At 62.9% G+C, this 24,128-nt stretch carries 22 protein-coding genes; 9 read left to right on the top strand and 13 right to left on the bottom strand.

Going from position 1 to position 24,128, the window contains the following annotated elements; genetic code table 11:
• Positions 1 to 4 precede the first annotated feature (4 nt).
• The 4 genes from ACW73L_RS02315 to ispG all read left to right on the top strand — a co-directional run bounded on the left by ACW73L_RS02315 (position 5) and on the right by ispG (position 3,115).
• Positions 5 to 730, top strand: coding sequence for a DUF5131 family protein (locus ACW73L_RS02315; protein ID WP_498919726.1), 726 nt, complete (start codon positions 5 to 7; stop codon positions 728 to 730).
• Positions 731 to 733: 3 nt separating this feature from the next.
• Positions 734 to 1,072 carry a DUF4326 domain-containing protein gene (locus ACW73L_RS02310; RefSeq protein WP_498919725.1) on the top strand — a complete coding sequence of 113 codons (339 nt, stop codon included), beginning with the start codon at positions 734 to 736 and terminating at the stop codon, positions 1,070 to 1,072.
• On the top strand, positions 1,069 to 1,539 hold the full coding sequence (locus tag ACW73L_RS02305; RefSeq protein ID WP_129882281.1) for a hypothetical protein: 471 nt from the start codon (positions 1,069 to 1,071) through the stop codon (positions 1,537 to 1,539). Before ACW73L_RS02310 ends, ACW73L_RS02305 begins: the two co-directional genes overlap by 4 nt.
• 343 nt (positions 1,540 to 1,882) lie before the next feature.
• The gene (ispG, locus tag ACW73L_RS02300) at positions 1,883 to 3,115 is read left to right on the top strand and encodes a flavodoxin-dependent (E)-4-hydroxy-3-methylbut-2-enyl-diphosphate synthase (RefSeq protein WP_498919724.1); all 1,233 of its coding nucleotides are present in this window, start codon (positions 1,883 to 1,885) and stop codon (positions 3,113 to 3,115) included.
• A gap of 70 nt (positions 3,116 to 3,185) precedes the next feature.
• Here ispG and ACW73L_RS02295 read toward each other — a convergent pair whose 3' ends face one another.
• Together ACW73L_RS02295 and ACW73L_RS02290 are read right to left on the bottom strand one after the other, a co-directional pair.
• Entirely contained in the window at positions 3,186 to 3,692 is a 507-nt protein-coding gene (locus ACW73L_RS02295; protein WP_498919723.1) for a hypothetical protein, read from the bottom strand.
• Between the two features lie 48 nt (positions 3,693 to 3,740).
• Positions 3,741 to 4,844: an urease accessory protein UreH domain-containing protein gene (locus ACW73L_RS02290; RefSeq protein ID WP_498919722.1), complete on the bottom strand. Its 1,104-nt coding sequence runs from the start codon at positions 4,842 to 4,844 to the stop codon at positions 3,741 to 3,743.
• 532 nt (positions 4,845 to 5,376) lie between these two features.
• On the opposite strand from ACW73L_RS02290, the gene ACW73L_RS02285 reads away from it, so the two are divergent.
• Together ACW73L_RS02285 and ACW73L_RS02280 are read left to right on the top strand one after the other, a co-directional pair.
• Entirely contained in the window at positions 5,377 to 6,609 is a 1,233-nt protein-coding gene (locus ACW73L_RS02285; protein ID WP_498919721.1) for a glycosyltransferase family 4 protein, read from the top strand.
• Entirely contained in the window at positions 6,606 to 7,733 is a 1,128-nt protein-coding gene (locus ACW73L_RS02280) for a glycosyltransferase family 4 protein (RefSeq protein ID WP_498919720.1), read from the top strand. The genes ACW73L_RS02285 and ACW73L_RS02280 overlap by 4 nt, the downstream gene beginning before the upstream one ends.
• 23 nt (positions 7,734 to 7,756) lie before the next feature.
• Here ACW73L_RS02280 and ACW73L_RS02275 read toward each other — a convergent pair whose 3' ends face one another.
• The 9 genes from ACW73L_RS02275 to ACW73L_RS02235 form a co-directional block, all read right to left on the bottom strand.
• Positions 7,757 to 8,707 carry a class I SAM-dependent methyltransferase gene (locus ACW73L_RS02275; RefSeq protein ID WP_498919719.1) on the bottom strand — a complete coding sequence of 317 codons (951 nt, stop codon included), beginning with the start codon at positions 8,705 to 8,707 and terminating at the stop codon, positions 7,757 to 7,759.
• Positions 8,704 to 9,072, bottom strand: coding sequence for a 6-pyruvoyl trahydropterin synthase family protein (locus ACW73L_RS02270; protein WP_498919718.1), 369 nt, complete (start codon positions 9,070 to 9,072; stop codon positions 8,704 to 8,706). Before ACW73L_RS02270 ends, ACW73L_RS02275 begins: the two co-directional genes overlap by 4 nt.
• A 12-nt stretch (positions 9,073 to 9,084) precedes the next feature.
• Positions 9,085 to 10,092 (bottom strand): zinc-dependent alcohol dehydrogenase, encoded by a 1,008-nt coding sequence (locus ACW73L_RS02265; protein ID WP_498919716.1) that lies wholly within the window; start codon positions 10,090 to 10,092, stop codon positions 9,085 to 9,087.
• On the bottom strand, positions 10,089 to 11,444 hold the full coding sequence (gene ribA / locus ACW73L_RS02260; RefSeq protein WP_498919715.1) for a GTP cyclohydrolase II: 1,356 nt from the start codon (positions 11,442 to 11,444) through the stop codon (positions 10,089 to 10,091). Before ribA ends, ACW73L_RS02265 begins: the two co-directional genes overlap by 4 nt.
• A gap of 210 nt (positions 11,445 to 11,654) precedes the next feature.
• The gene (locus tag ACW73L_RS02255) at positions 11,655 to 11,900 is read right to left on the bottom strand and encodes a formate dehydrogenase subunit delta (RefSeq protein WP_129882291.1); all 246 of its coding nucleotides are present in this window, start codon (positions 11,898 to 11,900) and stop codon (positions 11,655 to 11,657) included.
• A gap of 251 nt (positions 11,901 to 12,151) precedes the next feature.
• Positions 12,152 to 12,976 (bottom strand): formate dehydrogenase accessory sulfurtransferase FdhD, encoded by an 825-nt coding sequence (gene fdhD, locus ACW73L_RS02250; protein WP_498919714.1) that lies wholly within the window; start codon positions 12,974 to 12,976, stop codon positions 12,152 to 12,154.
• A 12-nt stretch (positions 12,977 to 12,988) separates the two neighbouring features.
• Positions 12,989 to 15,835, bottom strand: coding sequence for a formate dehydrogenase subunit alpha (fdhF, locus tag ACW73L_RS02245; protein ID WP_498919713.1), 2,847 nt, complete (start codon positions 15,833 to 15,835; stop codon positions 12,989 to 12,991).
• Between the two features lie 95 nt (positions 15,836 to 15,930).
• Positions 15,931 to 17,481, bottom strand: a complete 1,551-nt coding sequence (locus ACW73L_RS02240) for a formate dehydrogenase beta subunit (protein ID WP_498919712.1) — start codon at positions 17,479 to 17,481, stop codon at positions 15,931 to 15,933.
• Positions 17,478 to 17,954, bottom strand: coding sequence for a formate dehydrogenase subunit gamma (locus tag ACW73L_RS02235; RefSeq protein ID WP_498919711.1), 477 nt, complete (start codon positions 17,952 to 17,954; stop codon positions 17,478 to 17,480). The genes ACW73L_RS02240 and ACW73L_RS02235 overlap by 4 nt, the downstream gene beginning before the upstream one ends.
• Before the next feature lie 274 nt (positions 17,955 to 18,228).
• Here ACW73L_RS02235 and ACW73L_RS02230 point away from each other — a divergent pair, with 274 nt between their 5' ends.
• Together ACW73L_RS02230 and ACW73L_RS02225 are read left to right on the top strand one after the other, a co-directional pair.
• Positions 18,229 to 18,915, top strand: a complete 687-nt coding sequence (locus tag ACW73L_RS02230; RefSeq protein WP_498919710.1) for a protein-L-isoaspartate(D-aspartate) O-methyltransferase — start codon at positions 18,229 to 18,231, stop codon at positions 18,913 to 18,915.
• A 336-nt stretch (positions 18,916 to 19,251) separates the two neighbouring features.
• Positions 19,252 to 19,776 (top strand): hypothetical protein, encoded by a 525-nt coding sequence (locus ACW73L_RS02225; protein WP_498919709.1) that lies wholly within the window; start codon positions 19,252 to 19,254, stop codon positions 19,774 to 19,776.
• Between the two features lie 103 nt (positions 19,777 to 19,879).
• Here ACW73L_RS02225 and ACW73L_RS02220 read toward each other — a convergent pair whose 3' ends face one another.
• Positions 19,880 to 20,584, bottom strand: a complete 705-nt coding sequence (locus tag ACW73L_RS02220) for a hypothetical protein (RefSeq protein WP_498919708.1) — start codon at positions 20,582 to 20,584, stop codon at positions 19,880 to 19,882.
• A 209-nt stretch (positions 20,585 to 20,793) separates the two neighbouring features.
• Positions 20,794 to 22,062 (bottom strand): cytochrome-c peroxidase, encoded by a 1,269-nt coding sequence (locus tag ACW73L_RS02215; RefSeq protein WP_498919707.1) that lies wholly within the window; start codon positions 22,060 to 22,062, stop codon positions 20,794 to 20,796.
• A 485-nt stretch (positions 22,063 to 22,547) separates the two neighbouring features.
• On the opposite strand from ACW73L_RS02215, the gene ACW73L_RS02210 reads away from it, so the two are divergent.
• Positions 22,548 to 24,044 (top strand): alkaline phosphatase D family protein, encoded by a 1,497-nt coding sequence (locus ACW73L_RS02210; RefSeq protein WP_498919706.1) that lies wholly within the window; start codon positions 22,548 to 22,550, stop codon positions 24,042 to 24,044.
• Positions 24,045 to 24,128: the final 84 nt, after the last annotated feature.

The following is a 24,128-nucleotide window of genomic DNA, read 5'->3' as shown; positions in this document are numbered from 1 at the left end:
AGCGATGACCACGAAGACCCGCATCGAATGGACCGAGATGACCTGGAACCCGGTCACCGGCTGCACCAAGCTGAGCCAGGGTTGCAAGCACTGCTATGCCGAGCGCATGGCCACGCGGCTCCAGGCCATGGGCAACCCACGCTATCCTGACGGTTTCGAGCTCCGCCTGCACGAAGACCTGATCGATGCGCCCCGCCGCTGGAAGAAGCCGTCGCGCGTGTTCGTGAACTCAATGAGCGATCTGTTTCATGAAGACATCCCGGAAAGCTTCATTCAGCGGGTTTTCGCAACGATGGCCAGTTGCCCGCAACATACGTTCCAGATCCTCACCAAACGCAGTCAACGGCTGGCACACCTGGCAAGAGCGCTGCAATGGACGCCGAATGTCTGGATGGGCGTCAGCGTCGAAAACGCCGCCGTGACGGACCGAATCGACGATCTGCGCACCGTGCCGGCTGCCGTGCGCTTTCTGTCCTGCGAACCCCTGATCGGCCCGCTGGAGAATCTCGATCTGAGCCGCATGCATTGGCTGATCGTCGGCGGGGAGTCGGGGCCTGGGGCCCGCGCGATGCAGGCCGAGTGGGCTCGGGACCTACGCGATCAATGTCGCAGGTCCGGTACCGCGTTCTTTTTCAAACAGTGGGGAGGCGTGCGCAAGGACCTGACCGGACGCCTGCTCGACGGTTGCCTCCACGACGCGATGCCAACCTCACCCCTGGAGGCTCCCTAGGCGATGCCGCGCCGCGTCCAGCAACGCCGCGTCAAGGGCTGGCGCAAACCTGCAGGCGCCGTCAGCGTCGCGCGACCGAGCCGCTGGGGTAACCCCTTTCCGGTCGAGCATGGAGATCACGCAACGGCGGTGGCACGTTTCGAAGACTATCTGCGAAACCAACCCGAGTTGATCGCCGCCGCACGCGAGGCGCTACGCGGCAAGGATCTGATGTGCTTTTGTCCGCTGACGGAGCCCTGTCATGCGGACGTCTGGCTCAGAGTGGCCAACGAGATCGTCGCCCCGGCACCGGAATCTCAGACAACTGCTTCGCCTGCCACCACGAAGGATAACGGACCATGATTCATCATTTCTCGATCACGGCCCGGAGCCCGGCGCATGTCGCCGCGGTTCTGGCCGAAGTGCTAGGCGGCCGCAGCTTTCCCTTTGCGATCTTTCCCGGCAGTCATATCGCCATCGCCGACGGCTCCTCGGGCACGGCCATCGAGGTCTACCCACTGGGCACGGAACTCGTCCCGGGCGGGCGGACAGACGCAGTACACGCCGTCACGAATCCGCAGCCGGACATTTTCAGCGGCACCCATGCCGCGATCTCAGTGAGTCTGTCGGAGGAGGAGATCCGGGAGATCGGCCGTCGCGAGGACTGGCGTACCGTGACCTGCGAGCGACGGGACTTCCGGGTCATCGAGTTCTGGGTCGAAAACCGCTTCCTGATCGAGCTGCTAACCCCGGCGATGACCGAAGACTACCGCCGCGCCATGACCCCCGAACACCTGAAGGAGTCCGCGCGGTATCTCGTGGCGAAGTGAGAAGGGACCCCGGATGCCCCCGCCGCCGCTAACCATGTCCACCGTCGTTGAAGGAGAACCTCCAGGGGTTGCGCCATGGGTCGAAGACGCTTGACACCCGAGCCAGGAACTCGGAAATTAGTGTTGGGATTTGCGCCGGCCACGAACCGTCAGCGGAGCGGACCGCGCGGGCTACTCGCAGAGTCGCCTGTTACAATACACTGCCTTACAACAAGGCTGCTACCGACTCGCTGGCTGTAACGATGCAGTTAGCTGACGGATTTCTCCGGGACGTTCCGCCCTTCGTGGCGACTAAGGGTCGTCGGGACCGCAGTCGCAAACAGATTCAGTCAGATAGGTTTAGATGATGCAGCGAAAGAACACAGTCGGCGTCAAGGTGGGTGAGGTCCAGATCGGTGGCGGTGCCCCGGTCGTGGTTCAATCAATGACCAACACCGACACGGCAGACATCAATGGTACCGTCCAGCAGGTTTATGAACTGGCGCGTGCGGGTTCGGAGCTGGTGCGCATCACCGTCAACAACGAGGAATCCGCCGCCGCGGTTGCCCGCATTCGCGACGCACTCGACCGGCGCGGCTGCACCGTGCCGCTGATCGGTGATTTCCACTTCAATGGCCACAAATTGCTGGCCAAATATCCCGACTGCGCCGAGGCGCTGGGCAAATACCGTATCAACCCCGGCAACGTCGGCCGGGGCTCGAAACGCGATCCGCAATTTGCGCAGATGATCGAGTTCGCGTGCCAGTATGCCAAACCGGTCCGCATCGGCGTCAACTGGGGCAGCCTCGATCAGCAGGTCCTCGCGCGCCTGCTGGACGAAAACGCGCAGTTGAATGAGCCCAGGCCGCTGCCCGAGGTCATGCGCGAAGCAGTGATCACGTCTGCGCTGGAAAGTGCCCACCGGGCGGTCGAGTTGGGCCTGCCCAAGGACCGCATCGTGCTGTCATGCAAGATGAGCGGCGTTCAGGAGTTGATCGCGGTCTACGAAGCGCTTTCGTCGCGGTGCGACTATGCGTTGCATCTGGGCCTTACAGAAGCCGGAATGGGGTCCAAAGGTATCGTTGCGTCAACGGCGGCGCTGTCGGTCCTGATGAACCAGGGTATCGGCGATACCATTCGCATCTCTCTGACGCCCGAACCGGGCGCCGACCGCACGCTGGAAGTCATCGTCGCACAGGAAATCCTGCAGACGATGGGCATACGGTCGTTCACGCCGATGGTCATCTCCTGCCCGGGCTGCGGCCGCACGACCAGCGATTATTTTCAGAAGCTGGCGCAACAGATCCAAAGCCACCTCCGCCACAAGATGCCCGAGTGGCGCAAAGTCTACCGCGGCGTCGAGGACATGAATGTGGCCGTCATGGGCTGTGTGGTCAACGGCCCGGGCGAGAGCAAGAACGCCAATATCGGCATCAGTCTGCCCGGCACGGGCGAACAGCCAGTGGCACCGGTCTTCGAAGACGGCGTAAAGACGGTCACGCTGAAAGGCGATCATATCGCCGAAGAGTTTCAGGAACTGGTGGAACGCTACATCGATAGCCACTACGGTCGCGTCGATACCGACGCGGCCGCCTGACAGCGGCCTGGCAGCAGCGACTCCGCCCGCGGCGCTTTCGACCGCGGGCGCGCGGGTTGCCGAACCCGCTTCATTCTTCCATCGTGATCACGACCGCGTCACCGCCGAGGCTCAGCATGAGCCCCGTTCGCTTCGCCTTGAGGTGCATGATCACGCCATTCTCGTTCTGCAACCACAGATCGCCTTTGCTGGTGTCGCCCAGCGCGAAGCCCACCCGGCCCTGCACATAAGCTCCGGGAAAGGCGGCCAGGGACTTGAGGTTAAAAACCTCGCCCGAGGCATCGATCGACGAAACCCCGATACCGCCAACGCCCAAACCTCCGACCGTGAACGCATGTTCACGGCCATGGAAACTCAGCGTTCCATGCCCACCCCCGGCGCTGCCGATGTAGGCAACCTGAACCTCTTCCATCCTGACATAACCGCTGAGCGGCTTACCCTGAAGACTCAGTAGGGGTGCATCCTCTCCCGGGCGGGTCGCGCAACCGGTCATCAGCAGCGCCGCACCAAGCGCCGCGAGGCTGGCACGGAGCCATGGCGAAACTCCACCAATCAGCTTCTCACTTTCTAAGGACATGTCATTACTCCCATTCGCAATCCGTTGTGATTCGGTCTGAGGCTTCGCCTAATGATGATGCGCATGGTCCCCTGGCGGTGGGTGGGACAGATCGTTCATCAGGGAATGCCAGCGAGCGCGGAGCGTCGCGAAATCATAGCCGGACTCCGTGAGCCGAAGTCCCCGGTCGGTCATCAATAATCCCATGATCAGAACCAGTAACCCGGAGACACGGAGTAATTCGTTCAGGACCCGTCGCGACAGCAGATGTGCGAAAAAGCCGAAACCGAGCAGCGGTCCCAACGTTCCCAGCCCGAACAAGGCCAGGATCAGCGCCCCCTCCCGGGGACTGCCCGTCCCTGCCGCCATGACATACATCGCCTGCAGCGCTCCGCACCCGAGCAGAAAACCCGACATCAGACCGATCATCAGCGGCTTCGGTTGCCGTCGGATTCCGCTCTGCACCCCGCGCATGACCGCTTGCGGAAAGGCCCAGTTCAGCCAGGCCATTCCCGAGAACAGCTTGAGCATGCGAATGCCCCAGAGAATCAGATAGACGCCGGAGATCGCCGCGACGACACCGCGCATGAAGGGCGTGATGGTCAACAGAGCGCCCAGCGCTCCGAACCCTGCGCCCAGCACCGCATACGATACGGTCTTGCCGGCCCCGTACAAGGCATGGGCCGCGATCACCGAGTTCAGTGTGCGCGGTTCACCGCCTGTGGTGTACGACACCACGAAGCTGCCGCACATGCCGATGCAATGAAATCCCGTCAGGAACCCGACCGCAACGAGCATCGCGTGGCCCACTTGCGGGTCGTGCATTTTCGCCATCACACCGGGCATGATGGCGATCCCCCAATAGACCAACCCGCCGACCAGGGTCAACACCACCGCGTACTTTGTTACGGACAGCAGCCAAGCGCCGGTCCGCCTCATCGGCGGCGCAGTCAGACCAACCGTAGTGGCAACATAGCCTTTGTCCTCGATGGCCGCCAGAATGCGGCTCAGGCGAAGAACAGCATCGTCGTACCGGACCGCGATATCCGAGGTGCCAAAATGGGCACTGACGTCAATAATGCCATCGAGGACCTTGACTGCGTCCTCGATCGTGGTTTCGCAACCACTGCACTGCATACCCTCAATTCGCAAGGATTCGGAACGTATGGTCATCTGCAACTCCATTGAACAGGTGTGGAGCGAACCGCCCGGCAACGGCCCGGGTCCGTGCCACCACCCTGCACCGCCTTTGGCGCGAAGCTTAGCATGCGTCGCTGATCGCAGGCGCGTGAGATCCGACGCAAGGCTGACGAACGGCGGGCTTCCCGTGTATTCGATAGCAGACATGGCCTCAAGTTGCCGCGGGGCCGCCTCTGAGACCCGGATGGCTTCCCGCACGGCGACCGACGGCAACGCGAGCAGCGGGCGGACCATGCGCCGGTCGCGGGTATGCCCCGCGAGGCACGATGACAGCGGCCCGCAAACAAACTTGGTTAGAATATGGCTTGCGGATACTACGACGTTTCGCGTAGTTCCCTGATCGTCCGTGCCGTGTCCGGATGTGCCGGCCGCCGACGCGGGCCGTGACTGCGATGGAGCCACGCGGGACTGCACCGGGCGTACGGAATGACTTCTTTCACACCGTCAAGCACCGGCGTGCTCCGTCGGGTTCATTGGTCCCTTCCACCGCGATACCGAGACCTGAATGCCACCTACTCTCCTTTCGATCAATAACTATTTCTATCGACGCGGCGGGGCCGAGGTCGTTTTTCTCGAGCAAAACCGCCTGTTCGAGGAAATCGGCTGGCGAGTCGTCCCGTTTGCGATGAAGCATGCCAAGAACCACCCCTCCGAGTGGTCCGACTACTTCGTCGATGAAATCGAGTTCGGTGAGAAATACTCGCTTTGGGAAAAGGCCCAGCGTGCCGCGAAGATCACGTACTCGTTCGAAGCGCGAAGAAAAATGGCCTCTCTGTTGGCGCGGACCCAGCCTAGCGTGGCTCATGCCCATAACGTCTACCATCACATCTCACCTTCGTTTTTCGGGACGCTGAAGGCCCATGGGGTGCCCAGCGTACTGACGCTGCACGACCTGAAAATCGCGTGCCCGGCCTACAAGATGCTCACCCATGACGGCGTCTGCGAACGCTGCAAGGGCGGCGCGATCTGGAACGTCGTCCGTCACCGCTGCGTCAAGGAGTCCTTGAACCTGTCAGCGGTCATCTTCATGGAATCCGCCGTACATCGCTTGCTCGGTTGCTACTCGCGCGACGTCGACCGCTTCGTCACCCCAAGCCGGTTCTACCTGGAGAAGTTCGTCGAATGGGGATGGCCCCGGGAACGTTTCACCTACATCCCGAATTTCGTCGACATCAATCACCTGAAGCCACGCGGTGAACCCGGCACCGCCTTTGCCTACTTTGGGCGCCTCGGACCGGAAAAGGGCCTGGCAACCTTCGTCGAGGCCGCGGCACTGGCAGGCGTTCGCGCCTGGATCATCGGCACGGGGTCCGAGGAACCGCGGCTGCGAGCCCTTGCCGAGGCGCGCGGCGCCGATGTGGAATTCCTCGGTTACCGGACCGGAGAAGACCTGTTCGATCTGATTAGGGCGGCCCGGGCCGTCGTCCTGCCGTCGGAGTGGTACGAAAACGCGCCGATGAGCGTGCTTGAAGCCTATGCGCTGGAGCGTCCGGTGATCGGCGCCGACATCGGTGGCATTCCGGAACTGATCCGGCCGGGCGAGACCGGAGATGTCTTTCCCAGCGCCGATGCTCATGTGTTGGCCGACAGACTCCGCAGCTATAGCCGCCTGTCAGCGCCAGACATCCGTGAGATGGGAAGGACCGGGCGCGCCTGGGCGCTCAGCGACTTTACCGCCGAGCGCTACCGCGACCGTCTGTTGAGCCTCTACCAAGAAATGGGAGCAACCGCGGCATGAGACAGAAGATCAAGATCATGTGGCTGGGCCTGCGCGGCTTTCCCGGCATTCAGGGCGGCGTGGAAATGCACGGGGAGAAACTGTGTCCGCTACTGGCTGAACTTGGCTGCGACGTGCATGTCATCGTGCGCTCACCGTATCAACCAAAAGAGTTCGGCGACACCTGGCACCAGGTGCGGTTTCATCGGCTGTGGGCACCCCGCTCCAAATCGCTGGAAGCGATAGTGCACAGCACATTGGGCGTGCTGTACGCCGGCCTGATCAACCGCCCCGAGATACTGCACATACAGGCGGTCGGCCCGGCTCTGGTCACCCCGTTGGCCCGCCTCCTCGGACTCAAGGTGGTCGTGACGCACCACGGGCCCGATTACGAACGGCAGAAATGGGGACGCATCGGCAGACTGAGCCTGCAGCTCGGCGAGCGGCTGGGCATGCTCTGGTCGAATGCACGCATCGTGATCTCTCAGGGGATCGCGAATGCCGTCCGGACGAAGTACGGGCGCGAATCCACGCTGATCCCCAACGGCGCGACACTGCCGGACCGCCCCGAGGCGACCGACTGTATCGACTCCTTCGGGTTGGAACGCGGGAAGTATGTGCTGCTGGTCAGCCGGCTCGTGCCGGAGAAACGTCATCTGGATCTGATCGAGGCCTTCAATCAGGCCGCGGTACCCGGCTGGAAGCTCGCGCTGGTCGGGTCTTCCGATCATCCCGACGAATACACGCGCGCGGTGCTGGGAGCTGCCGAAGCCACACCCAATGTCGTCTGTACCGGCTTCCAGACCGGCGCGGCGCTGGCGCAGCTCTACACGCATGCGGGTGTCTTTGTGCTGCCTTCCTCGCATGAAGGTCTGCCCATTGCTCTACTCGAGGCCTTGAGCTATGGGCTGACCGCGGTTGCCAGCGACATTCCCGCCAATCTGGAAGTCGATTTGCCGCCCGAGAATTACTTTCCGCTCGGCGACGTCGAGAGTCTGGCCCAGCGTATCGTCCATTTCGCGGCGCAGCCGATCACCGCGGAAGAGCAGGTTTCACGCCGTGACTGGGTGGCACAACGCTATGACTGGGACGACATTGCGCAGAAAACGGCGAGTCTTTATCGGCAGGTCGTGGGTCGGGAATAGCGCCGCGTCGGGCTCAATCGTTGTCAGTCTTCGGCTGAACTGCGCGGTACCGCAACGGAAGGTCGATAACGGGCCAGCACGTCCAGTTGGTGCACGATGATGCCTAACTGCCCCGCCGCGAGTTGCCGGCTTCGGGTAGCAGTCCAGCAGGCAAGCCGGGCCGGGTCTAGGGCACCGCGTTCGCCCTCGCCACGGATGAAGCCGAGCATCGCCCGCAGGCAAACGCTGTCGCGATCCCGATAGCTGTTGCTAAGCGGCGTCAGGTTCCAATCAGACGAACCGTAGGCAACGGTGTCCCAGTCCGGTGTGGCGACGGCTGCCAGCAGCCGGGTGCCGGAATGGGCGCCGCCCGTCGCGGTGCCCTCCACTCGCCGCTCTTCCATCGAACGATCATATCGGTCGAGCAGTTCCTGCTCGAAACCCGGGTCGTCGAAGGAGGGAAACAGGAAGGTACCGCCATCGTAGTTCAAGCTGGCGTACCAGTACCCCCCGGGAATCAACCACTCTTCCAGCTTGCGGCGCACCGCCGACGGATCGAGCAAATCGACGACGGCGTGGGCGGTGATCAGATCGTAGCGCGCCGGCGGCGGATTGAACTCGGCGATACGGCAACAGGCAAACTCGACGTTGACCGTTCGGGCAATCGACTCCCCTCGCAGCCAGGATCCCTTGTCCTTGACCACCAGATCGGCGTTCCGGAGTTCATCGACGATACGGCGGCGGGCCGTCGCCAGAAGGTCAGGGTCCTGATCGAGCGCCGTGATGGATAGATCGAGATTCGGAAACCAGCGTAGCAGCCTCCGGATCATCGCACCGGTACCGCTGCCGAGGTCCAGACAACTCAGCCGCCCGCGTCCATGGCATTCGTCGACGAGTGCCTGCCGCACCGAATCGTTGAGGCTGCGCTCGTCGAGGAAAAACTTGGCGTCCAAAAAATCCCCAAACGGGATCGCCTGCTCATCCTGCCGTCTCATGGTACATAGCCTGCGAAGTCCCGGTCGTTTTCCCACAGGGTGACGCTCAAGCGGGTATTGCCCAGCGCCAACCGACCGGCCAAATCCTCCTGCAGGATGCGCGCGAAGCGTTCGAGGCTAGGGTTCAATCCGCCGAAGGTAACCTGATCGTTCAGCGTACGGTCACGATACTGCCCGATCACACCGAGCAAGCTTCGCTCCAGGTCGACGATATCGATCAGATAACCGTGTTCGTTGAGCTCTCGCCCTTCGATCATCACCTCGATCCGATAGTGATGGCTATGCAGTTCGTTTTCCTCGCCCCAATCCCCGCCGATCAGAAAGTGCTGGGCGATGAAGTCGCGCGAGATCGAAAGTCGGTACATGGTCCCTTACCGTCACGAATACGTCAGAAGGACTTGCAATGCCCCGGCGGACGGCTCGGCCGCCAGTTCGAAAGCTTCCTGGCAGCGCGCTGCCGGCAGGCTGTGGGTCACCAGGCGCTCGGGCCTGATCCTCCTGATCCAGTCCCATGCCAATGCCAAGCGCCGCGCCTTGGTCCACCGTCCGGTGAGCGCGGGCGCGAGTGTGCTGACCTGGCTCGAAATCAGGCGGATACGCCGGCGATGGAATGCCCCGGACAAGTCCAGCGCAGGACCGGACCGCGCATACCACGAAGCGACGACGATGCGCCCATCGAATACGGTCCGCGCGATCGCGTCGTTCAGCGCGCCAAGGTTGCCCGAGACTTCGACCACGCCGTCGAAATCGTCTTCTCCCGATAGCTCCCGCGGCAGCTTCGGGACCGACTCGGCCACCGTGTCTGCCCCGAGCACGACCGACCACTGCCTTCGGGCCGCCACCGGGTCAACGGCAGCCAGCCTTGCGAGCGGGAAAGCGGCCAGAATCGCCGTGGTCAGCAGGCCCACCACGCCCTGCCCGGTGACCAGCAGGCGTTCGCCGACTGAGGGCGCGGCGTCCATGACGAAATTGAGGGCCGATTCCACATTCGGCAGCAACGCGGCCGCCTGCGATGGAAGCCCCTCCGGCACCGGCCAACAGTCGGCCATCTCGGCCAGCACGTGGTCCTGGTGCGGATGGAACAGAAACACCCGTCGCCCCACCCATCGTTCCTCCGCCGAAGAACCCGCGCGGACCACCCGTCCGACCAGCGCGTAGCCATAATGCAGCGGATGGGACCAGCCTTGCTTATTTAGCGCCGGTATCGTCTCATCGAGCGCGACGCCGCTGGGGAAGTCGCCGCGAAAGATCATCGACTCGGTCCCTGGGCTGATCGCGCTCAACTCCGTTTGCACGACGACCTGGCCAGCGCGCGGCTCGGCGACCTCGATCTCCCTGCCCTCGACGGAACCCGGGGCTACATGCATCAGCGCGAGGGCCTTCAACCGACGTCTCCGAACGTCCCAAAAGCGATGATGTCGTTGTCGAGCGTGTGGTAACGGCAGGCGCGAAGCCCCAAAGGCCGGCCGGAGGCGTCCTGTTGCAAGCCTTCCACGGCGCGCACACCGCCGATCAGCCTCGGGACGATCGTGATCACGCAATAGTCAACGAGGCCGGTGCGCAGGAACTGCGAAATGATTTGGGCGCCCCCCTCGACCATGATCGTTTGGAGACCGAGGCCTTCCAGCGCCTGCAGCGCTTCAAACAGATCGACGCATCCCTGCGAGTCGGCACTAACTGCCAAAACCTCGGCCCGCTCGCGCAGCCGAACCGCCTTTTCGGACGAACTGGCCCCACTCGTCGTGACAATGACCGGTTGCGGACTGCTAGCCGACAGCACGCGCGCATCCTCGGGAATCCTCAGCTGGGAATCAAGGATCACCGGACGCGGACTCGCCCCGGCACACAGCCGGACGTTGAGCAGCGGGTCATCGCTGATCACGGTGTTGACGCCGACCACGAGCGCATCGTGGCGGGACCGCAGATGATGTGTCAACCGCAGCGAGGCCGGGCCGCTCAGAGCGCAGGCGGATTTGGTGGACAGAGCAATGCTGCCGTCGAGGCTCTGCGCATAACTGAGCGTCACGAATGGGCGGGTGCCAGGTGCCCCTGCCCCACGGCGGGCGGCCAGGAGCTGCCACAAGGCCCCCAGGAAGGCAAAGTCCTCCGCTTCCCGCGTCGGCGGCGGCTCGAACGACAGCCAATGGTCCATCTTGTCCGCCTTCGTACGCAGATACCGCACATTTTCGGTATGGTGCGGAATCTCGATGGGTACACGTTCGGAAATTCTAATGCCGTAAGACTCGAGTTCCTCGATTTTCCGCGGGTTGTTGGTCAGAAGACGCACGCTCTCGATACCGAGGTCTCTCAGCATCAGCGCGGCCACGGCATAGTTTCGCTCGTCGGCGCCATGCCCCAGCCGCAGATTGGCTTCGACCGTATCCAAGCCTTCGTCCTGCAGGTTATAGGCCCGCAGCTTCTGGATCAGACCGATGCCCCGCCCTTCCTGGCGGAGATAGAGCAGCACGCCGCAATCCGCCCTGCCGATGCGTTCCAGGGCCTGATCGAGTTGCTCCCCGCAGTCACAGCGCGTTGAACCGAACACATCGCCAGTCAGGCATTCCGAATGCACCCGCACGAGCACATCCGCCGCGCCCTGCACATCGCCATGCACCATGGCCACGTGTTCGCGGTGATCCAGCGTGCTGCGGTAGCAATGCAGTACGAACTGTCCGTGCCGGTTCGGCAGGCGTGCGCGAACCAAGTCTTCGACGGTGGGATCAGTCCGGGATTTCATGAGTTGAGGAAACAAGCAATGAGAAACAGCGCCTCAATGAACCGCGACCGTCGAACGCCGTAACGTGGCAACGGAGCGGTGGGCTGGCTCCATGATGATCAGCGTCGCGTTCGACGTCCAAAAAAACAGTGTGAGGAATCGGCGCCTGCAGGACGTACCTGCAGTTTTGCGCGAAACACGGCAACGGGCAAAGAGGCTAGGCCCGGCACATCAGCCGTCTCCGCACTCCAGCAGGGAATGGGATTCTTCGTCGAGTTCATGCACCGCAAGCCGCGAGAGCTCGCTCAAGCCAAACCCCCCGTCGCGATTATGCTGAATGATCGCCCGCCGCATCCGTGGGTCCCAGAACTTCTTGACGTGGTCTGCGATCGAGTGCACCGCGACGCGCCGTTCGGGCTCCGCTTCGAAAAATACCGCTATGTCGTTGACCATTTTGACCAGATTCTCGATATGCATCGCTTCGGCGCTCCCGCCCTCCTGCAATTTGACGACCTAATACCCGGTGACCCCCAGCATTCTAAGCCAAGCCGCCGCCGCGGGCGACGCGTTGTCCGCGCAGCACTCGGGTCCACATGACCGAGGCCAGCGCCGTCCTGCCGACGATAGCGACGCCTGTGCCACAAGCCTGTCGCCCGACACGCGTTCGGAGTGATTGACTGGTCGCGCCCCTGCCTCAGGGAACCTTGCGGAACAAATCCGCACGCCCGCTAGCCGATGACGCGCTGGGGGTAGGCGTAAATGGTGTGCACGCCTTGCCGGGCGAACCCGATCAGCGTTACGCGGGACTCCTCGGCCAGCCGAATCGCAAGGCCGGTGGGCGCCGAGATAGCCGCCATTAAGCCGATGCCCGCCGCCGCACATTTCTGAACCATCTCGTAACTGGCGCGGCTGGTCACGATGACGAAGCCGGCTTCCCGATCGATGGATCGCCGCGATAAAGCACCGATCAGTTTGTCCAGCGCGTTGTGTCGCCCGACGTCTTCCCTGACCGTCTGAATACCTTGTCCCGGAAGCACCCAAGCAGCGGCGTGCACCGCCCCGGTCAGTCGGTTCAGTGTCTGGTGGTCGCGCAAGGCGTCCAGCGCACCGTGGACATCGGACGGCGACACGCGGACCGTGCTCTCCACCGGCGCCGGGTGCCGCAAGGCCTGCCTTAGGCTTGCCGTCCCACACAGCCCGCAGCCTGTTCGACCGGTCAGGTTCCGCTCGCGGCTGGAGAGCCGCTCGCAACGCTGCTCCGGTATCCGCATGCGGACCTCGATGCCTTCCGCTCGCGGGATGACCTTTGCGGATTGCATTTCCGACGGCGAAGCGATGATGCCTTCCGTCAACGAGAACCCCAGAGCAAAGTCCTCGAGGTCGAGCGGAGTGGCCAGCATAACGACGTGCGGCGTCCCGTTGTAGACGAGGGCCACGGGCACTTCCTCGGCCACCTCGTCGGAGGCCGGGAACGGCGCCCCGCCCTCTGCTCGCATCACGGCGATCTGCCGGTGGCTCAGCCAACCGAACTCGCCGGCGAGCGCGAGGGTCATGGAGCGCGACCTCTAGCCAGCCCCGGCCCCAGCCTTTTCGAGCAGCGCCATCTGTTCCTCGCTGAACGCGCGGTACTCACGCTGCCAGTCCGACGGAGCGCTCACCGGCGTGACCTGAACGGCGGTGACCTTGTACTCCGGACAATTGGTGGCCCAGTCCGAATTGTCGGTCGTGATCACATTGGCACCGGATTCAGGAAAGTGGAAGGTCGTGTAGACGACACCGGGCTGAACCCGTTCGGATACGCGTGCCCGCAGTACGGTCTCACCGGAGCGGCTCTTGATGCCGACCCAGTCGCCGTCCGTCAGCCCGCGCAGCTCCGCATCGTGCGGATGGATTTCGAGCCGATCCTCTTCATGCCAGCGGGAATTCTCCGTACGTCGTGTCTGGGCGCCCACGTTATATTGGGACAGGATGCGTCCCGTGGTCAGGATCAGCGGATAGCGGCTGGAGGTGCGCTCAGGTGTAGGCACGTATTCGGTCGGCATGAACAAGCCCTTGCCGCGAACGAACTGCTGGGAATGCATGATTGGCGTGCCCTCGGGGGTGGCGTCATCACACGGCCACTGGATGCTGCCGAGCGCGTCGATTTTCTCGTAGCTGACGCCCCTGAACGTCGGCGTCAACCGCGAGATTTCGGCCATGATCTCCCGCGGATGCCGGTAATTCATTGGATAGCCCAGCGCATTCGACAGCATCTGCGTGATCTCCCAGTCCTCATAGCCCGCTTTCGGCGGCATGACCTGGCGCACCGGGGAGATGCGGCGCTCGGCGTTCGTGAAGGTTCCATTCTTTTCCAGGAACGAAGACCCTGGTAGAAAGACGTGGGCAAACTTTGCGGTCTCGTTCAGGAACAAATCCTGGACGACTACGCACTCCATCGCCTTCAGCGCAGCCAACACATGCTGGGTATCGGGGTCCGACTGGGCAATGTCCTCGCCCTCGACATAAAGGCCCCTGAACGAGCCGTCGAGAGCCGCCGCGAACATGTTCGGAATGCGCAGTCCCGGCTCGCTCTCCAGCGTCACGCCCCACTCCTGCTCGAACATCGCCCGCGTCTCGAAATCCGAGACATGCCGATAGCCCGGGAACTCGTGGGGAAACGAGCCCATGTCGCAAGACCCCTGGACATTGTTCTGCCCGCGTAGCGGATTCACGCCGACGCCTTCCCGGCCGATATTGCCGGTTGCCATCGCCAGGTTGGCGATGCCGATGACGGTGGTCGAGCCCTGGCTGTGCTCGGTCACGCCCAACCCGTAGTAAATCGCGCCGTTCCCGCCCGTTGCGAACAGCCGCGCGGCGGACCGTACCGACTCCGCTGCGACGCCGGTGACGCTCGCGGTTGCCTCCGGAGAATTCCGCTCCTGCCGCACGAAATCGCGCCATTTGTTGAACGACGCGACATCGCAGCGCTGCTGGATGAAGGCTTCGTCGGTCAGCCCTTCGGTCACGATCACGTGGGCGAGCGCATTGATCAGTGCGACGTTCGTGCCGGGACGAAGTTGCAGGTGGAAGTCCGCTGCGACGTGGGGCGACTTCACCAGATCGATGGCCCGCGGATCGATCACGATCAATTTCGCGCCCTGTCGCAGGCGCTTCTTCATCATGGAGCCGAACACGGGGTGACCGTCAGTCGGATTGGCGCCGATCACGACGATGACGTCGGCCTTCATGACCGAATCGAAAGTCTGCGTCCCGGAGGACTCGCCGAAAGTGCGCTTCAGACCGTAGCCGGTCGGCGAATGACACACGCGCGCGCAGGTATCGACATTGTTGTTGCCGAAAGCCGCGCGGACCAGCTTTTGAACCAGATAGGTTTCTTCATTGGTACAGCGACTGGAGGTGATACCGCCGACGGCATAGTGACCGTACGCGTTCTGGATCCGCTTGAACTCCGACGCGGCGTGCGCGATCGCTTCTTCCCAGGTCACCTCGCGCCACGGATCGTTGATGCTCGCGCGGATCATCGGTTTGGTGATGCGGTCGGGGTGCGTGGCGTAGCCGAAGGCGAAGCGTCCCTTGACACAGGAATGACCGTGGTTGGCATGTCCATCCTTGTTGGGCACCATGCGCACCAGTTCCGCGCCCTTCATCTCGGCCTGGAACGAGCAGCCCACGCCGCAGTAGGCGCAGGTCGTCACAACACTGTGCTCGGGCTGCCCGCGGTCGATGACCGACTTTTCCATCAGTGTGGCGGTCGGACAGGCCTGCACGCAGGCGCCGCAAGAGACGCACTCGGACTCCATGAAGGTCTCCATCTGCCCCGGAGACACTTTTGAGTCGAAACCACGGCCGTCCAGCGTGAGTGCGAACGTGCCCTGCACTTCCTCGCAGGCACGCACGCAGCGAGAACACACGATGCATTTCGAAGGCTCGAAGGTGAAGTACGGGTTGCTCTCATCCTTGCTTGCGCCCAGGTGGTTCTCACCCTCGTACCCGTAGCGCACGTCGCGCAACCCAACGGCACCCGCCATGTCCTGCAATTCACAGTTGCCGTTAGCCGAACAGGTCAGGCAGTCCAGAGGATGATCCGAGATGTAGAGTTCCATGACGCCACGGCGGATCTGACCGAGCTTGTCGTTCTGCGTGCAGACTTTCATGCCCTCGCCGACCGGCGTGGTGCAGGAGGCCGGGTAGCCTCGACCGCCTTCTATCTGCACGACGCAGAGCCGACAGGATCCGAACGGGTCCAGGCTATCGGTGGCGCACAGGCGCGGGATTTCGATACCAATCGACGCGGCGGCTCGCATCACCGACGTGCCTTCCGGAACACTGACCTTGAAGCCGTCGATTTCAAGGCTGACCGTCTTGGAAGAATCGCGCGGCGGCGTACCGTAATCTCTGTCTCTGTGTGCCATCGAATAAACCTCATGCTAGCGGCCTGGCGCATTGCCTCCGCCGGAAGCGCGCCGACTCACGCCTGGGGCATGGCCGACATAACGAACAAGAGCGGTTAAGCCGCGTCCGCCTTATCCACCCCGAAGTCCTCGGGGAAATGATTCAGCGCGCTGAGTACCGGGTATGGCGTCATACCGCCGAGGGCACACAGTGAACTGTTCAGCATCGTATCGCATAGATCACGCAACAGCGCGACCTGCTCACCGCGGCGCGCTCCGGCAATGATCCGGTCGATGACTTCGGTGCCGCGAGTCGACCCAATACGGCAGGGCGTGCATTTACCGCAGGATTCCACCGCACAGAACTCCATCGCATAGCGGGCCATTTTGGCCATGTCGACGGTGTCGTCGAACGCCACGACACCACCATGCCCGAGTACCGCCCAAATTGCTGCGTAGGCCTCGTAGTCGAGAGGGACGTCGAACTGTGACTCAGGCAAATAGGCACCCAGCGGACCACCCACCTGCACCGCGCGAATCGGTCGTCCGCTCGCCGCGCCACCGCCGTAATCGTAAAGCAACTCGCGCAAGGTAATCCCGAATGCTTTCTCGATCAGCCCCGTCTGCTTGATGTTCCCGGCCAACTGGATGGGGAGCGTGCCGCGCGATCGTCCCATGCCGAAATCGCGATAATAGGCCGCCCCGCGATCCAGGATGATCGGCACCGAAGCCAGGGAAATGACATTGTTGATGATGGTCGGTTGGCCGAAGAGTCCCTGTATCGCCGGCAAGGGAGGCTTGTAGCGAACCAGCCCCCGTTTCCCTTCCAGGCTTTCGAGCAGCGACGTTTCCTCACCGCAGACGTAGGCACCGGCACCGAGGCGCACCTCGAGATCGAACCGATGACCGCTTCCGAGAACATTGGCGCCAAGATAACCGGCCCCGTATGCAGCTTCGATGGCCGCGTTCAAAGCGCGATGGGCATGCGGATATTCGCAGCGCAGGTAGATGTAACCCTGGGTTGCGCCCACGGCAAGCCCGGCGATCGTCATGCCCTCGATCAGCACGAACGGGTCGCCCTCCATGATCATGCGGTCGGAGAACGTTCCGGAATCGCCCTCGTCGGCGTTGCAAACGATGTACTTTTGCTCGCCGGCCGCGTTGAGCACGGTATTCCACTTGATCCCGGTGGGGAACGCGGCACCGCCGCGCCCGCGCAATCCCGAATCCGTCACTTCACGAACGACATCCGCCGGCTTCAGTTCCAGTGCCCGCCGCAATCCGCGGTAGCCGTCGTGCGCCAGGTAGTCGTCGAGGCTGATCGGATCGGTGATGCCGACACGGGCGAAGGTCAAGCGCTCCTGGCGTTTCAGGAAGGGGATCTCCGCGGTCAGACCGAGCCGGAGCGGATGAGGGCCGCCTTCCCAGAACCGGGCCTCGAACAGAGCCTCCACATCGCCAGCCAGGACGGGGCCATAGGCCACGCGACCTTCGGACGTCTCGACTTCGACAAGCGGCTCCAGCCAGAACATGCCGCGCGACCCGTTCCGGACCAGACGCAATGCGACCCCACGCCGCGCAGCCTCGGCAGCGATCGCCTTCGCGACGGCCTCGGCACCCAGCGACAGCGCGCTGGAGTCACAGGGCACGAAGATCGTTGTGCTCATTTCTCGCTCCTGAGGTCTGCTACGATCGCATCGAAACGTTCGGGCGTGACGCGTCCGTAAACGTCGTGGTCGACCATGATGGCCGGCGAACACGCGCAGTTTCCAAGACAGTAGACCGGCTCGAGACTGATCGTGCCATCCGGCGTGGTCTCGTGAAAGTCGATACCGAGTTGCGCCTTCGCATGGGCCTCGAGCCCTGCCGCGTTCATCGACTGACAACTTTCCGCTCGACACAAGTGGATCGTATGCTTGCCCGGGGGCGTCTCACGGAAGTAGTGATAGAAGGTGATGACACCGTGGACTTCCGCACGCGATAGATTCAGCTCATCGGCAATGATCGGCACGGCACCGGGCGGAACGAAGCCCAGCGCATCCTGGATACCGTGCAGCACCGGAAGCAAGGCACCCGGCTTCGCTTTGAGCCCGGCGACAATCGAGCGGACCATTTCGTGGTCCCATGCCTGTGATGACATTGAATCCTCTGCGACTGAAGGGATCGGCTGGTGATCGGTGGCGCATCAACCCCGCGCGGACTCGGGACAAGCCTCGCGGCGCTCTTGGCGACGCCCGATTTATTGGCGCCTTATTTAAAGCGAATCCCGCGCGGCGCGCAACTTTTTTCCCGACCCTGGCAGTCGGATAATCGGGTCGTTAGATGCTGGTGATCCGGGACTGGTTTGCCGCATGGGCAAGGCCCCCGATCGACCCTACAATAGGGTGCGGGGGCCGGGTCGGCCAGGGGGCATGATGAGAGACATCGAAGCACTGAGCTGCGACATCGCGACGGAAGTCCGACTGACCGCGTGCTGGACGGGAAAGGATCACCTCGATCCGGGCGTGTCGCGCGCGATTCGCGCCGTGCCCCGTGACCGGTTCGTGCCCGAGGAACTGCAGCCGTTTGCCTTCGAAAACGCCCCACTGCAGATCGGCTGTGGGCAGACCATATCCCAGCCCTACATCGTGGCGCTGATGACCGACCTGCTGGGACCTCTGCCCACGGACCGGATACTCGAGATCGGCGCCGGTTCAGGCTATCAGGCGGCCGTACTGGCCTGCATCGTCAAAGCCGTCTACTCGGTCGAGATCATCCCGGAGCTGGCGGAAACTGCGGCGCAGCGCCTCAAAACGCTGCGATTCGCGAATGTGGCAGTCCGTTGTGCGGACGGGTGCGAAGGCTGGCCCGAGCAGGCCCCCTTCGATGGCATCATCGTGACTGCGGCTGCACCGCAGATCCCGCCCCCGCTGATTGCTCAACTCAAGACCGGCCGACGGCTGGTGATTCCAATCGGCGCACCTCATGGGTACCAGCAACTCGTGGTCGGCACGAAACAGGCGGACGGCACCCTGACGACGCGTGTCGTGCTCGATGTCGCATTCGTGCCACTGACCGGGGCCATGGGACTGGAGCGTCCGGATCGGAGCCCGGCACCATGACGGTGAGCGCCCCCTCGCGTCTCTGAGCTCTCGTTATACGCAGCGGCTCCTTCTCGCCGCGCGGGCTGCAGTGGGGTCGACACCCTGATCGAAACGTTCCGTCCTCTTGCGGTCGATGTGCCAGAACTTTCTGCTGCCCACACAGTCGCACGAGGCGGAGTTCGCTACGTAATTGCGCTAACCGCATCGTTGGGTGACACTGAGTTGTGGGCGTTCCCCGGACCTTCCCGCTGCCCGCCTTTCGGAGCGCATCAACACCAATGAGGCAATCACGTGTCTGCACTGAAGTTTATCCCAGGGCTGGTCGTCGTCCAGTGTGCTGCCGCGGCACTGGCTATGGTGGCCGCGGGCGGCGCCAGTGGGATCGGTTGGGCGCTGGCCGCTGCAATTGCCGCAGCGCTGACCATGGTCGTCGGTCTGTGGTTCGGCTCGATTGCCGAGCACATAAAGAAGGACGCGCTCGCAGAATTGCGTGATGGCTTCGCGCGCGACAGAGAGAGTCTACGGGTCTCGGCCGAGGCCGAGAAACGCCAGATCGTTGAGGAAAGCCATCAACGCATCGTCGAGGAAACCCGCCGAGCGCACTCGAAGGCAAATTTCAAACTTGGCGCAGCCGTGACCGGGATGGTGGGTCTTGCTGGAATCCTGCTTTACATCGAATTATTCACCTTGGCACTGGTGACAGCGACCACGGCCGGGGGCGCATTGGCCGGCTACCTGGCGCGCGCGCGACAGGAGGCGCGCGCGCTGCGCGGTGCGCCGCTGAAGACACTGGCCAACCCCTCGGAAATCTCCGACGGTGAGCTGATCGAGCGCCGCCCGGGTAAAACCCTCGCGCGCTCGATCAAGCAGATCTCTTGAACCGGTTTGTCGCCTGGTTCGTTACCCAGGGCAGTTAAGCGGCAGACCGTTTCAACACCGACAGCGTGCTCACAGCCCACTGCCCCACCGCCGCGGCAAGGGGCTATTTTTTCTTCGTCGGGGCGGCCTCGGTCGGCGCAGTAACGCGGATCGAAACCGCTTCGGTGTAGCGCACCACGACGGTATCGCCCGGCTTGACTTCATCCAGACGCTTCACTTCAGGCCCGGCTTTGACAGTTTTTGTCTTGCCTTCCGGCCCGCGCAGTTTCACCATGCGCGTCTTGTAGTCGATGGACTCGACCTCCGCCGTCACTTCGACGCTCTGGACTTCGGTCATTCCGGGCTTGCCGCCCAACGGAGCACGCTCGACTGCACTTGCGGTACCGGCGGCCGGGGTGACCTTTTCCGAGCTGACGAAAATCTCGACCGATTCAAGGAACTCCGCGGTCACGTCATCACCCACGCGGATCTGCGCGAAATTACGCACCTCGGGACCACATTTGATTTTGGCCGTCCTGCCGTCGGGGTAAACGAGTGTCACGACCCGGCTCTTGCTATCGATGGCCTTGACCTTCGCCGTCACTACGGTCAGTTCGCCTTCCACGACGCCCGGCCGCTCCGTCGCCGCCGGCGATGCGGCCGTGTCGCTCACTTTCGGTGCCTCTGCGATCGCTGCCTGGGCAGGGGCTGACGTTGCGGCGGCCTTCGCCGCAGTTCCCGCATCGCGCGATGCGCACCCCGAAACCAAAGACCCGGCGGCAATCGTGCCGGAAACCAGCAGCGCTAACGTTTTGATGCGGTATTCCACAAGTCCTCCATTATTCATGATCGGTAAACCCCTCAGCCTGGGCGTCCCTATACTCCGCCTGGGACGCAGGCCGATTCCGCACCCGCGCCGCCCCGATTGATTCGATCGGACACCGGTTGTCGGCCGAGCAGGTTCGCTGACGGGCGCGGCGAGTCTAACGGCTTGTCCGGCCGTTGCCAACCGGGCGAGGTTGGACCGGCGTCACGGTGTCAGAACCGGAACCCGCGATGCCAACCGTCGGTCAGCGTATTCAGGAAGGCAACAATCGCATCGACATCCTCCGGCTGGAGGCCCATGCTTCCCATCGCACGTCCACCGCGGATCTCCCTATCGACCGTCGACGGGACTTCCGGGGCCGGCCAGCAACCCCGGCGCAGGGCGGCTTCTTCGCTGACGTTGACGTCCTGCCCTCGCCCGTTCTGGCAACGCGGCCGTGAATCGCGAGAGTTGTAGAACTCCACGATGCCCTTGAGCGTGTTGAAGTAGCCGTTGTGGCCGTAGGGCGCCGTCAAGGCGATGTTTCGCAGCGTCGGCACCTTGTGTTTCCCGAGCTGTGCTACGCGATCCTCGGCACCTTCCGGAAAGCTGCCACCCAGCCCCAGATCGACGAAAGCGCCCTGATCAGGATTCAGTTCAGCCGGCATTCGATAGAAGCGGCTACGAGGATTCTTGGGAAGGCCAATGTTGTGGTAGGTAAAGTCCGTTCCTGGTCTCGGCAGGTTGTTGGGTCCCGGGATGGCGCGCACCGGATGGCACTGCGCACAGCCCAACTGATTGTACAAACTCTCGCCGGTGCGCTCCTGCACGGTGAAGCTCGCTCGGCCCGCGACCACGGCATCGAACTTGGAACTGTATTGACCGAATGCCGCCGTCCGCTCGAAGGCGGCGATCGCGGTTGCGATGGCGTCGAAAGCCCGTACCGGGTCGGCCAGCACAGCGCGGCCGAAAACGCCCCTGAACAGAGCGGCATACCCGGAGTTGCGGACCTTCTCGACGACCGTCGCGGCGGCGATTTGTGGGTCGGTCTGAGCGCGGTTGCCCATTTCCAACGGGTTCAGAAACGGCTGCTTGGCCTGCTCTTCCAGGTTCTTGGCGCGTCCGTCCCAGAACTGCCCACCCCGCCAAGCGCGGAGGCTCGGGTCGAACTGAAGTTCGGCATCGGTAGCCGCCGTGGCATACATGACGGTTGGCGTATTGCGCCGTCCGAACAGACCACCGGTCGCCCCTTCTGAAGTTGGCTGCCACTTGTCGGGATCCGTGAAGGCAAAGGTCGGGTCATGGCATCCCGCGCACGACTGCCCCGGCGGATCCGACAGGTTCGCATCCAAGAACAGGCGTCGCCCGAGGCGCTCCATATCGGTCAAGCCTTCCGCATCGGCCGGCGGATCCTCGGCGGCACCCGCAACATGCGCATTCATTCCGATGAATGATGCCAGCCAGAGCAACAGTAGGAGATTAAGAAATTTGTGTTTGACCACTGGGATTTCAACTTGAAAAGGATTCACTCAGTCACCCGAAGAAGACGGGAAAAGCATGCCAATCTGCCGGAACCGACGGCTCCGAGTCGGCCGCACAGCGGACGGCCAGCGCTTCTTGATCACGGCAGGCACGACTATCCCACCGAAATATGCAAGAAACAGGCCCCTCGACACCTAGGCCGTGATCCATCGATACCGAAATTTGGGGCGGCGGCTTGGGTCAGCGAACTGCACGGGGTGATTGTAAAAAAATCTGACACCGTTACGGCACGCGGCAGCACGGGTCGTCACGGCGTGCGGCACCGTGACAGACCGAGTTCGAATTGCCACAATGGCTGACGGCATCGCCACCAGGTACCGGCACTGCGACAAGATGACTGTCGCACGTAGCCCACCCGATTGACCGGCGGACGGACCGTTCAACGAGGATTATTGCGGAATTCAGCCATGCGTCCCGGGCCTGCAATCGTTCCCAAGATCGTCTGATGCGCACACTGATTCGACTGTCCCTGCGGGCGCTTTCGCTCGCGGCACTGAGCATGGCAGCGGCGGCCTTACGTGCGGCCGAGGAACGTTCGCCGATTACCCATGGCCTCATGGTCGGGGAGGTAACCCAAGACACCGCGGTGGTCTGGGCGCGTTCCGACCGCGAAACGACAATGCACGCCTGGGTGCGCGCGGTGCAATCGGACACCGCACTCCATCAACAGGCGCCCGTCATTGCAGCTCACGACTATACCGGGAAACTCGCGTTTCGCGGCCTGGAACCGGACACCGCTTACCAGTACGCGGTTCGCTTCGGTGGCGATTCTGAACCGCCGCGGCACGATCCGGTCTCGGGCAGCTTCCGGACGGCGCCGGTGACGCGCGCCCGACAACCGGTGCGCTTTCTGTGGGGCGGGGATCTCGCGGGCCAGAATGTCTGTCGCGACGCGCAGGAAGGTTTCCCTATCTTCCCGCAGCTGACTCGCTCGCGCTGGGACTTTTTCCTGGCCACGGGTAACATGATCTACGCCGACTCCCCCTGCGAGCATCGCGGAAAATACGGCAACGTGCAAATCCCCGGACGAGAGAGCGCGGCACGCACCCTCGCCGAGTTCTGGACCGCCTGGAAATACACGCGCCTCGACCGTGGCCTCCAGGATTTCCTGGCACGAACGCCCTATTTTCCAGTCTGGAACGACCACGAGGTAGTCGACGATTTCGGCCCCCTGCACGACACGTCCACCGCGCGCACGGGTGCGGCACCGGAACATCTGCTGCCGATCGGCCTGACCGCGTTTTTCGATTACAACCCGCTCCTGTGGTCGCAGGACCGTCCATTCCGCCTTTACCGAAGCGTGCGTTGGGGTCAACACGCCGAGTTGTTCCTGCTCGACACGCGCCAGTATCGGGACGCCAACGCTGCCGAGGATCGCCCGGATCGACCCAAGACACTCCTGGGACGCGAGCAGCTCACGTGGCTTAAGCACCGGCTTTCCAACTCGGACGCCACCTGGAAGTTCATCATTTCCAGCGTGCCGCTGGCCGTGCCAACCGGTAGCCAAGGCGAAAAGGGGCGAGACGGTTGGGCCAGTGCGGATCAGAAGACCGGCTTTGAACGGGAGCTGTCGGACTTGACCGCTTTCATGCGCGGCGAAGGACTCAAGAACATCGTCTGGCTTACGTCTAATACGCAATTCGCGCAGGCGCTGAGATTGCGCCCGTTTTCCCCGGACTCTCCTTTTGTCATGCACGAGTTCACGTCGGGACCACTGAATGCGAGCCTGCTGCCGAATCGGACTCTCGATGCCAGCCTGCGCCCGGAACGGTTGTTTTTCTTCGGACCTGACAACCCCGCGAAGATCAAAAGCTTCTCCGAAGCCAAGGAGTGGATGAATGTCGGGGCAATCGAGATCGACGAGAACGGCACGCTGACCTCGCGCATCATGACCGCGACGGGACGCACGGCCTGGACCAGCGAGCCACTGCAGCCTCGCTAGAGCGACGTACAGCCCGGGACAGTGCGCGCGCCGCACCCTGTCGACACTCAACGAAGGCGACGCGTTCGCCTCCCCGGACTCGGC

Source organism: Methylolobus aquaticus (genome assembly GCF_054172105.1).
Note: the sequence above shows the minus strand (reverse complement) of the source record. Positions and strands in the feature narration are given on the sequence as shown.

What these genes read in the sequence shown, in the direction of transcription:
- ACW73L_RS02295 (WP_498919723.1), bottom strand. Translation starts at nt 3,692, where the DNA reads ATGTCCTTAGAAAGTGAGAAGCTGATTGGTGGAGTTTCGCCATGGCTC.
- ACW73L_RS02275 (WP_498919719.1), bottom strand. Translation starts at nt 8,707, where the DNA reads ATGAGACGGCAGGATGAGCAGGCGATCCCGTTTGGGGATTTTTTGGAC.
- fdhD (WP_498919714.1), bottom strand. Translation starts at nt 12,976, where the DNA reads ATGACCCTCGCGCTCGCCGGCGAGTTCGGTTGGCTGAGCCACCGGCAG.
- ACW73L_RS02280 (WP_498919720.1), top strand. Translation starts at nt 6,606, where the DNA reads ATGAGACAGAAGATCAAGATCATGTGGCTGGGCCTGCGCGGCTTTCCC.
- ACW73L_RS02305 (WP_129882281.1), top strand. Translation starts at nt 1,069, where the DNA reads ATGATTCATCATTTCTCGATCACGGCCCGGAGCCCGGCGCATGTCGCC.
- ACW73L_RS02315 (WP_498919726.1), top strand. Translation starts at nt 5, where the DNA reads ATGACCACGAAGACCCGCATCGAATGGACCGAGATGACCTGGAACCCG.
- ACW73L_RS02230 (WP_498919710.1), top strand. Translation starts at nt 18,229, where the DNA reads ATGAGAGACATCGAAGCACTGAGCTGCGACATCGCGACGGAAGTCCGA.
- fdhF (WP_498919713.1), bottom strand. Translation starts at nt 15,835, where the DNA reads ATGGCACACAGAGACAGAGATTACGGTACGCCGCCGCGCGATTCTTCC.
- ACW73L_RS02290 (WP_498919722.1), bottom strand. Translation starts at nt 4,844, where the DNA reads ATGACCATACGTTCCGAATCCTTGCGAATTGAGGGTATGCAGTGCAGT.
- ACW73L_RS02240 (WP_498919712.1), bottom strand. Translation starts at nt 17,481, where the DNA reads ATGAGCACAACGATCTTCGTGCCCTGTGACTCCAGCGCGCTGTCGCTG.
- ispG (WP_498919724.1), top strand. Translation starts at nt 1,883, where the DNA reads ATGATGCAGCGAAAGAACACAGTCGGCGTCAAGGTGGGTGAGGTCCAG.
- ACW73L_RS02285 (WP_498919721.1), top strand. Translation starts at nt 5,377, where the DNA reads ATGCCACCTACTCTCCTTTCGATCAATAACTATTTCTATCGACGCGGC.
- ribA (WP_498919715.1), bottom strand. Translation starts at nt 11,444, where the DNA reads ATGAAATCCCGGACTGATCCCACCGTCGAAGACTTGGTTCGCGCACGC.
- ACW73L_RS02225 (WP_498919709.1), top strand. Translation starts at nt 19,252, where the DNA reads ATGGTGGCCGCGGGCGGCGCCAGTGGGATCGGTTGGGCGCTGGCCGCT.
- ACW73L_RS02235 (WP_498919711.1), bottom strand. Translation starts at nt 17,954, where the DNA reads ATGTCATCACAGGCATGGGACCACGAAATGGTCCGCTCGATTGTCGCC.
- ACW73L_RS02255 (WP_129882291.1), bottom strand. Translation starts at nt 11,900, where the DNA reads ATGCATATCGAGAATCTGGTCAAAATGGTCAACGACATAGCGGTATTT.
- ACW73L_RS02210 (WP_498919706.1), top strand. Translation starts at nt 22,548, where the DNA reads ATGCGCACACTGATTCGACTGTCCCTGCGGGCGCTTTCGCTCGCGGCA.
- ACW73L_RS02270 (WP_498919718.1), bottom strand. Translation starts at nt 9,072, where the DNA reads ATGTACCGACTTTCGATCTCGCGCGACTTCATCGCCCAGCACTTTCTG.
- ACW73L_RS02310 (WP_498919725.1), top strand. Translation starts at nt 734, where the DNA reads ATGCCGCGCCGCGTCCAGCAACGCCGCGTCAAGGGCTGGCGCAAACCT.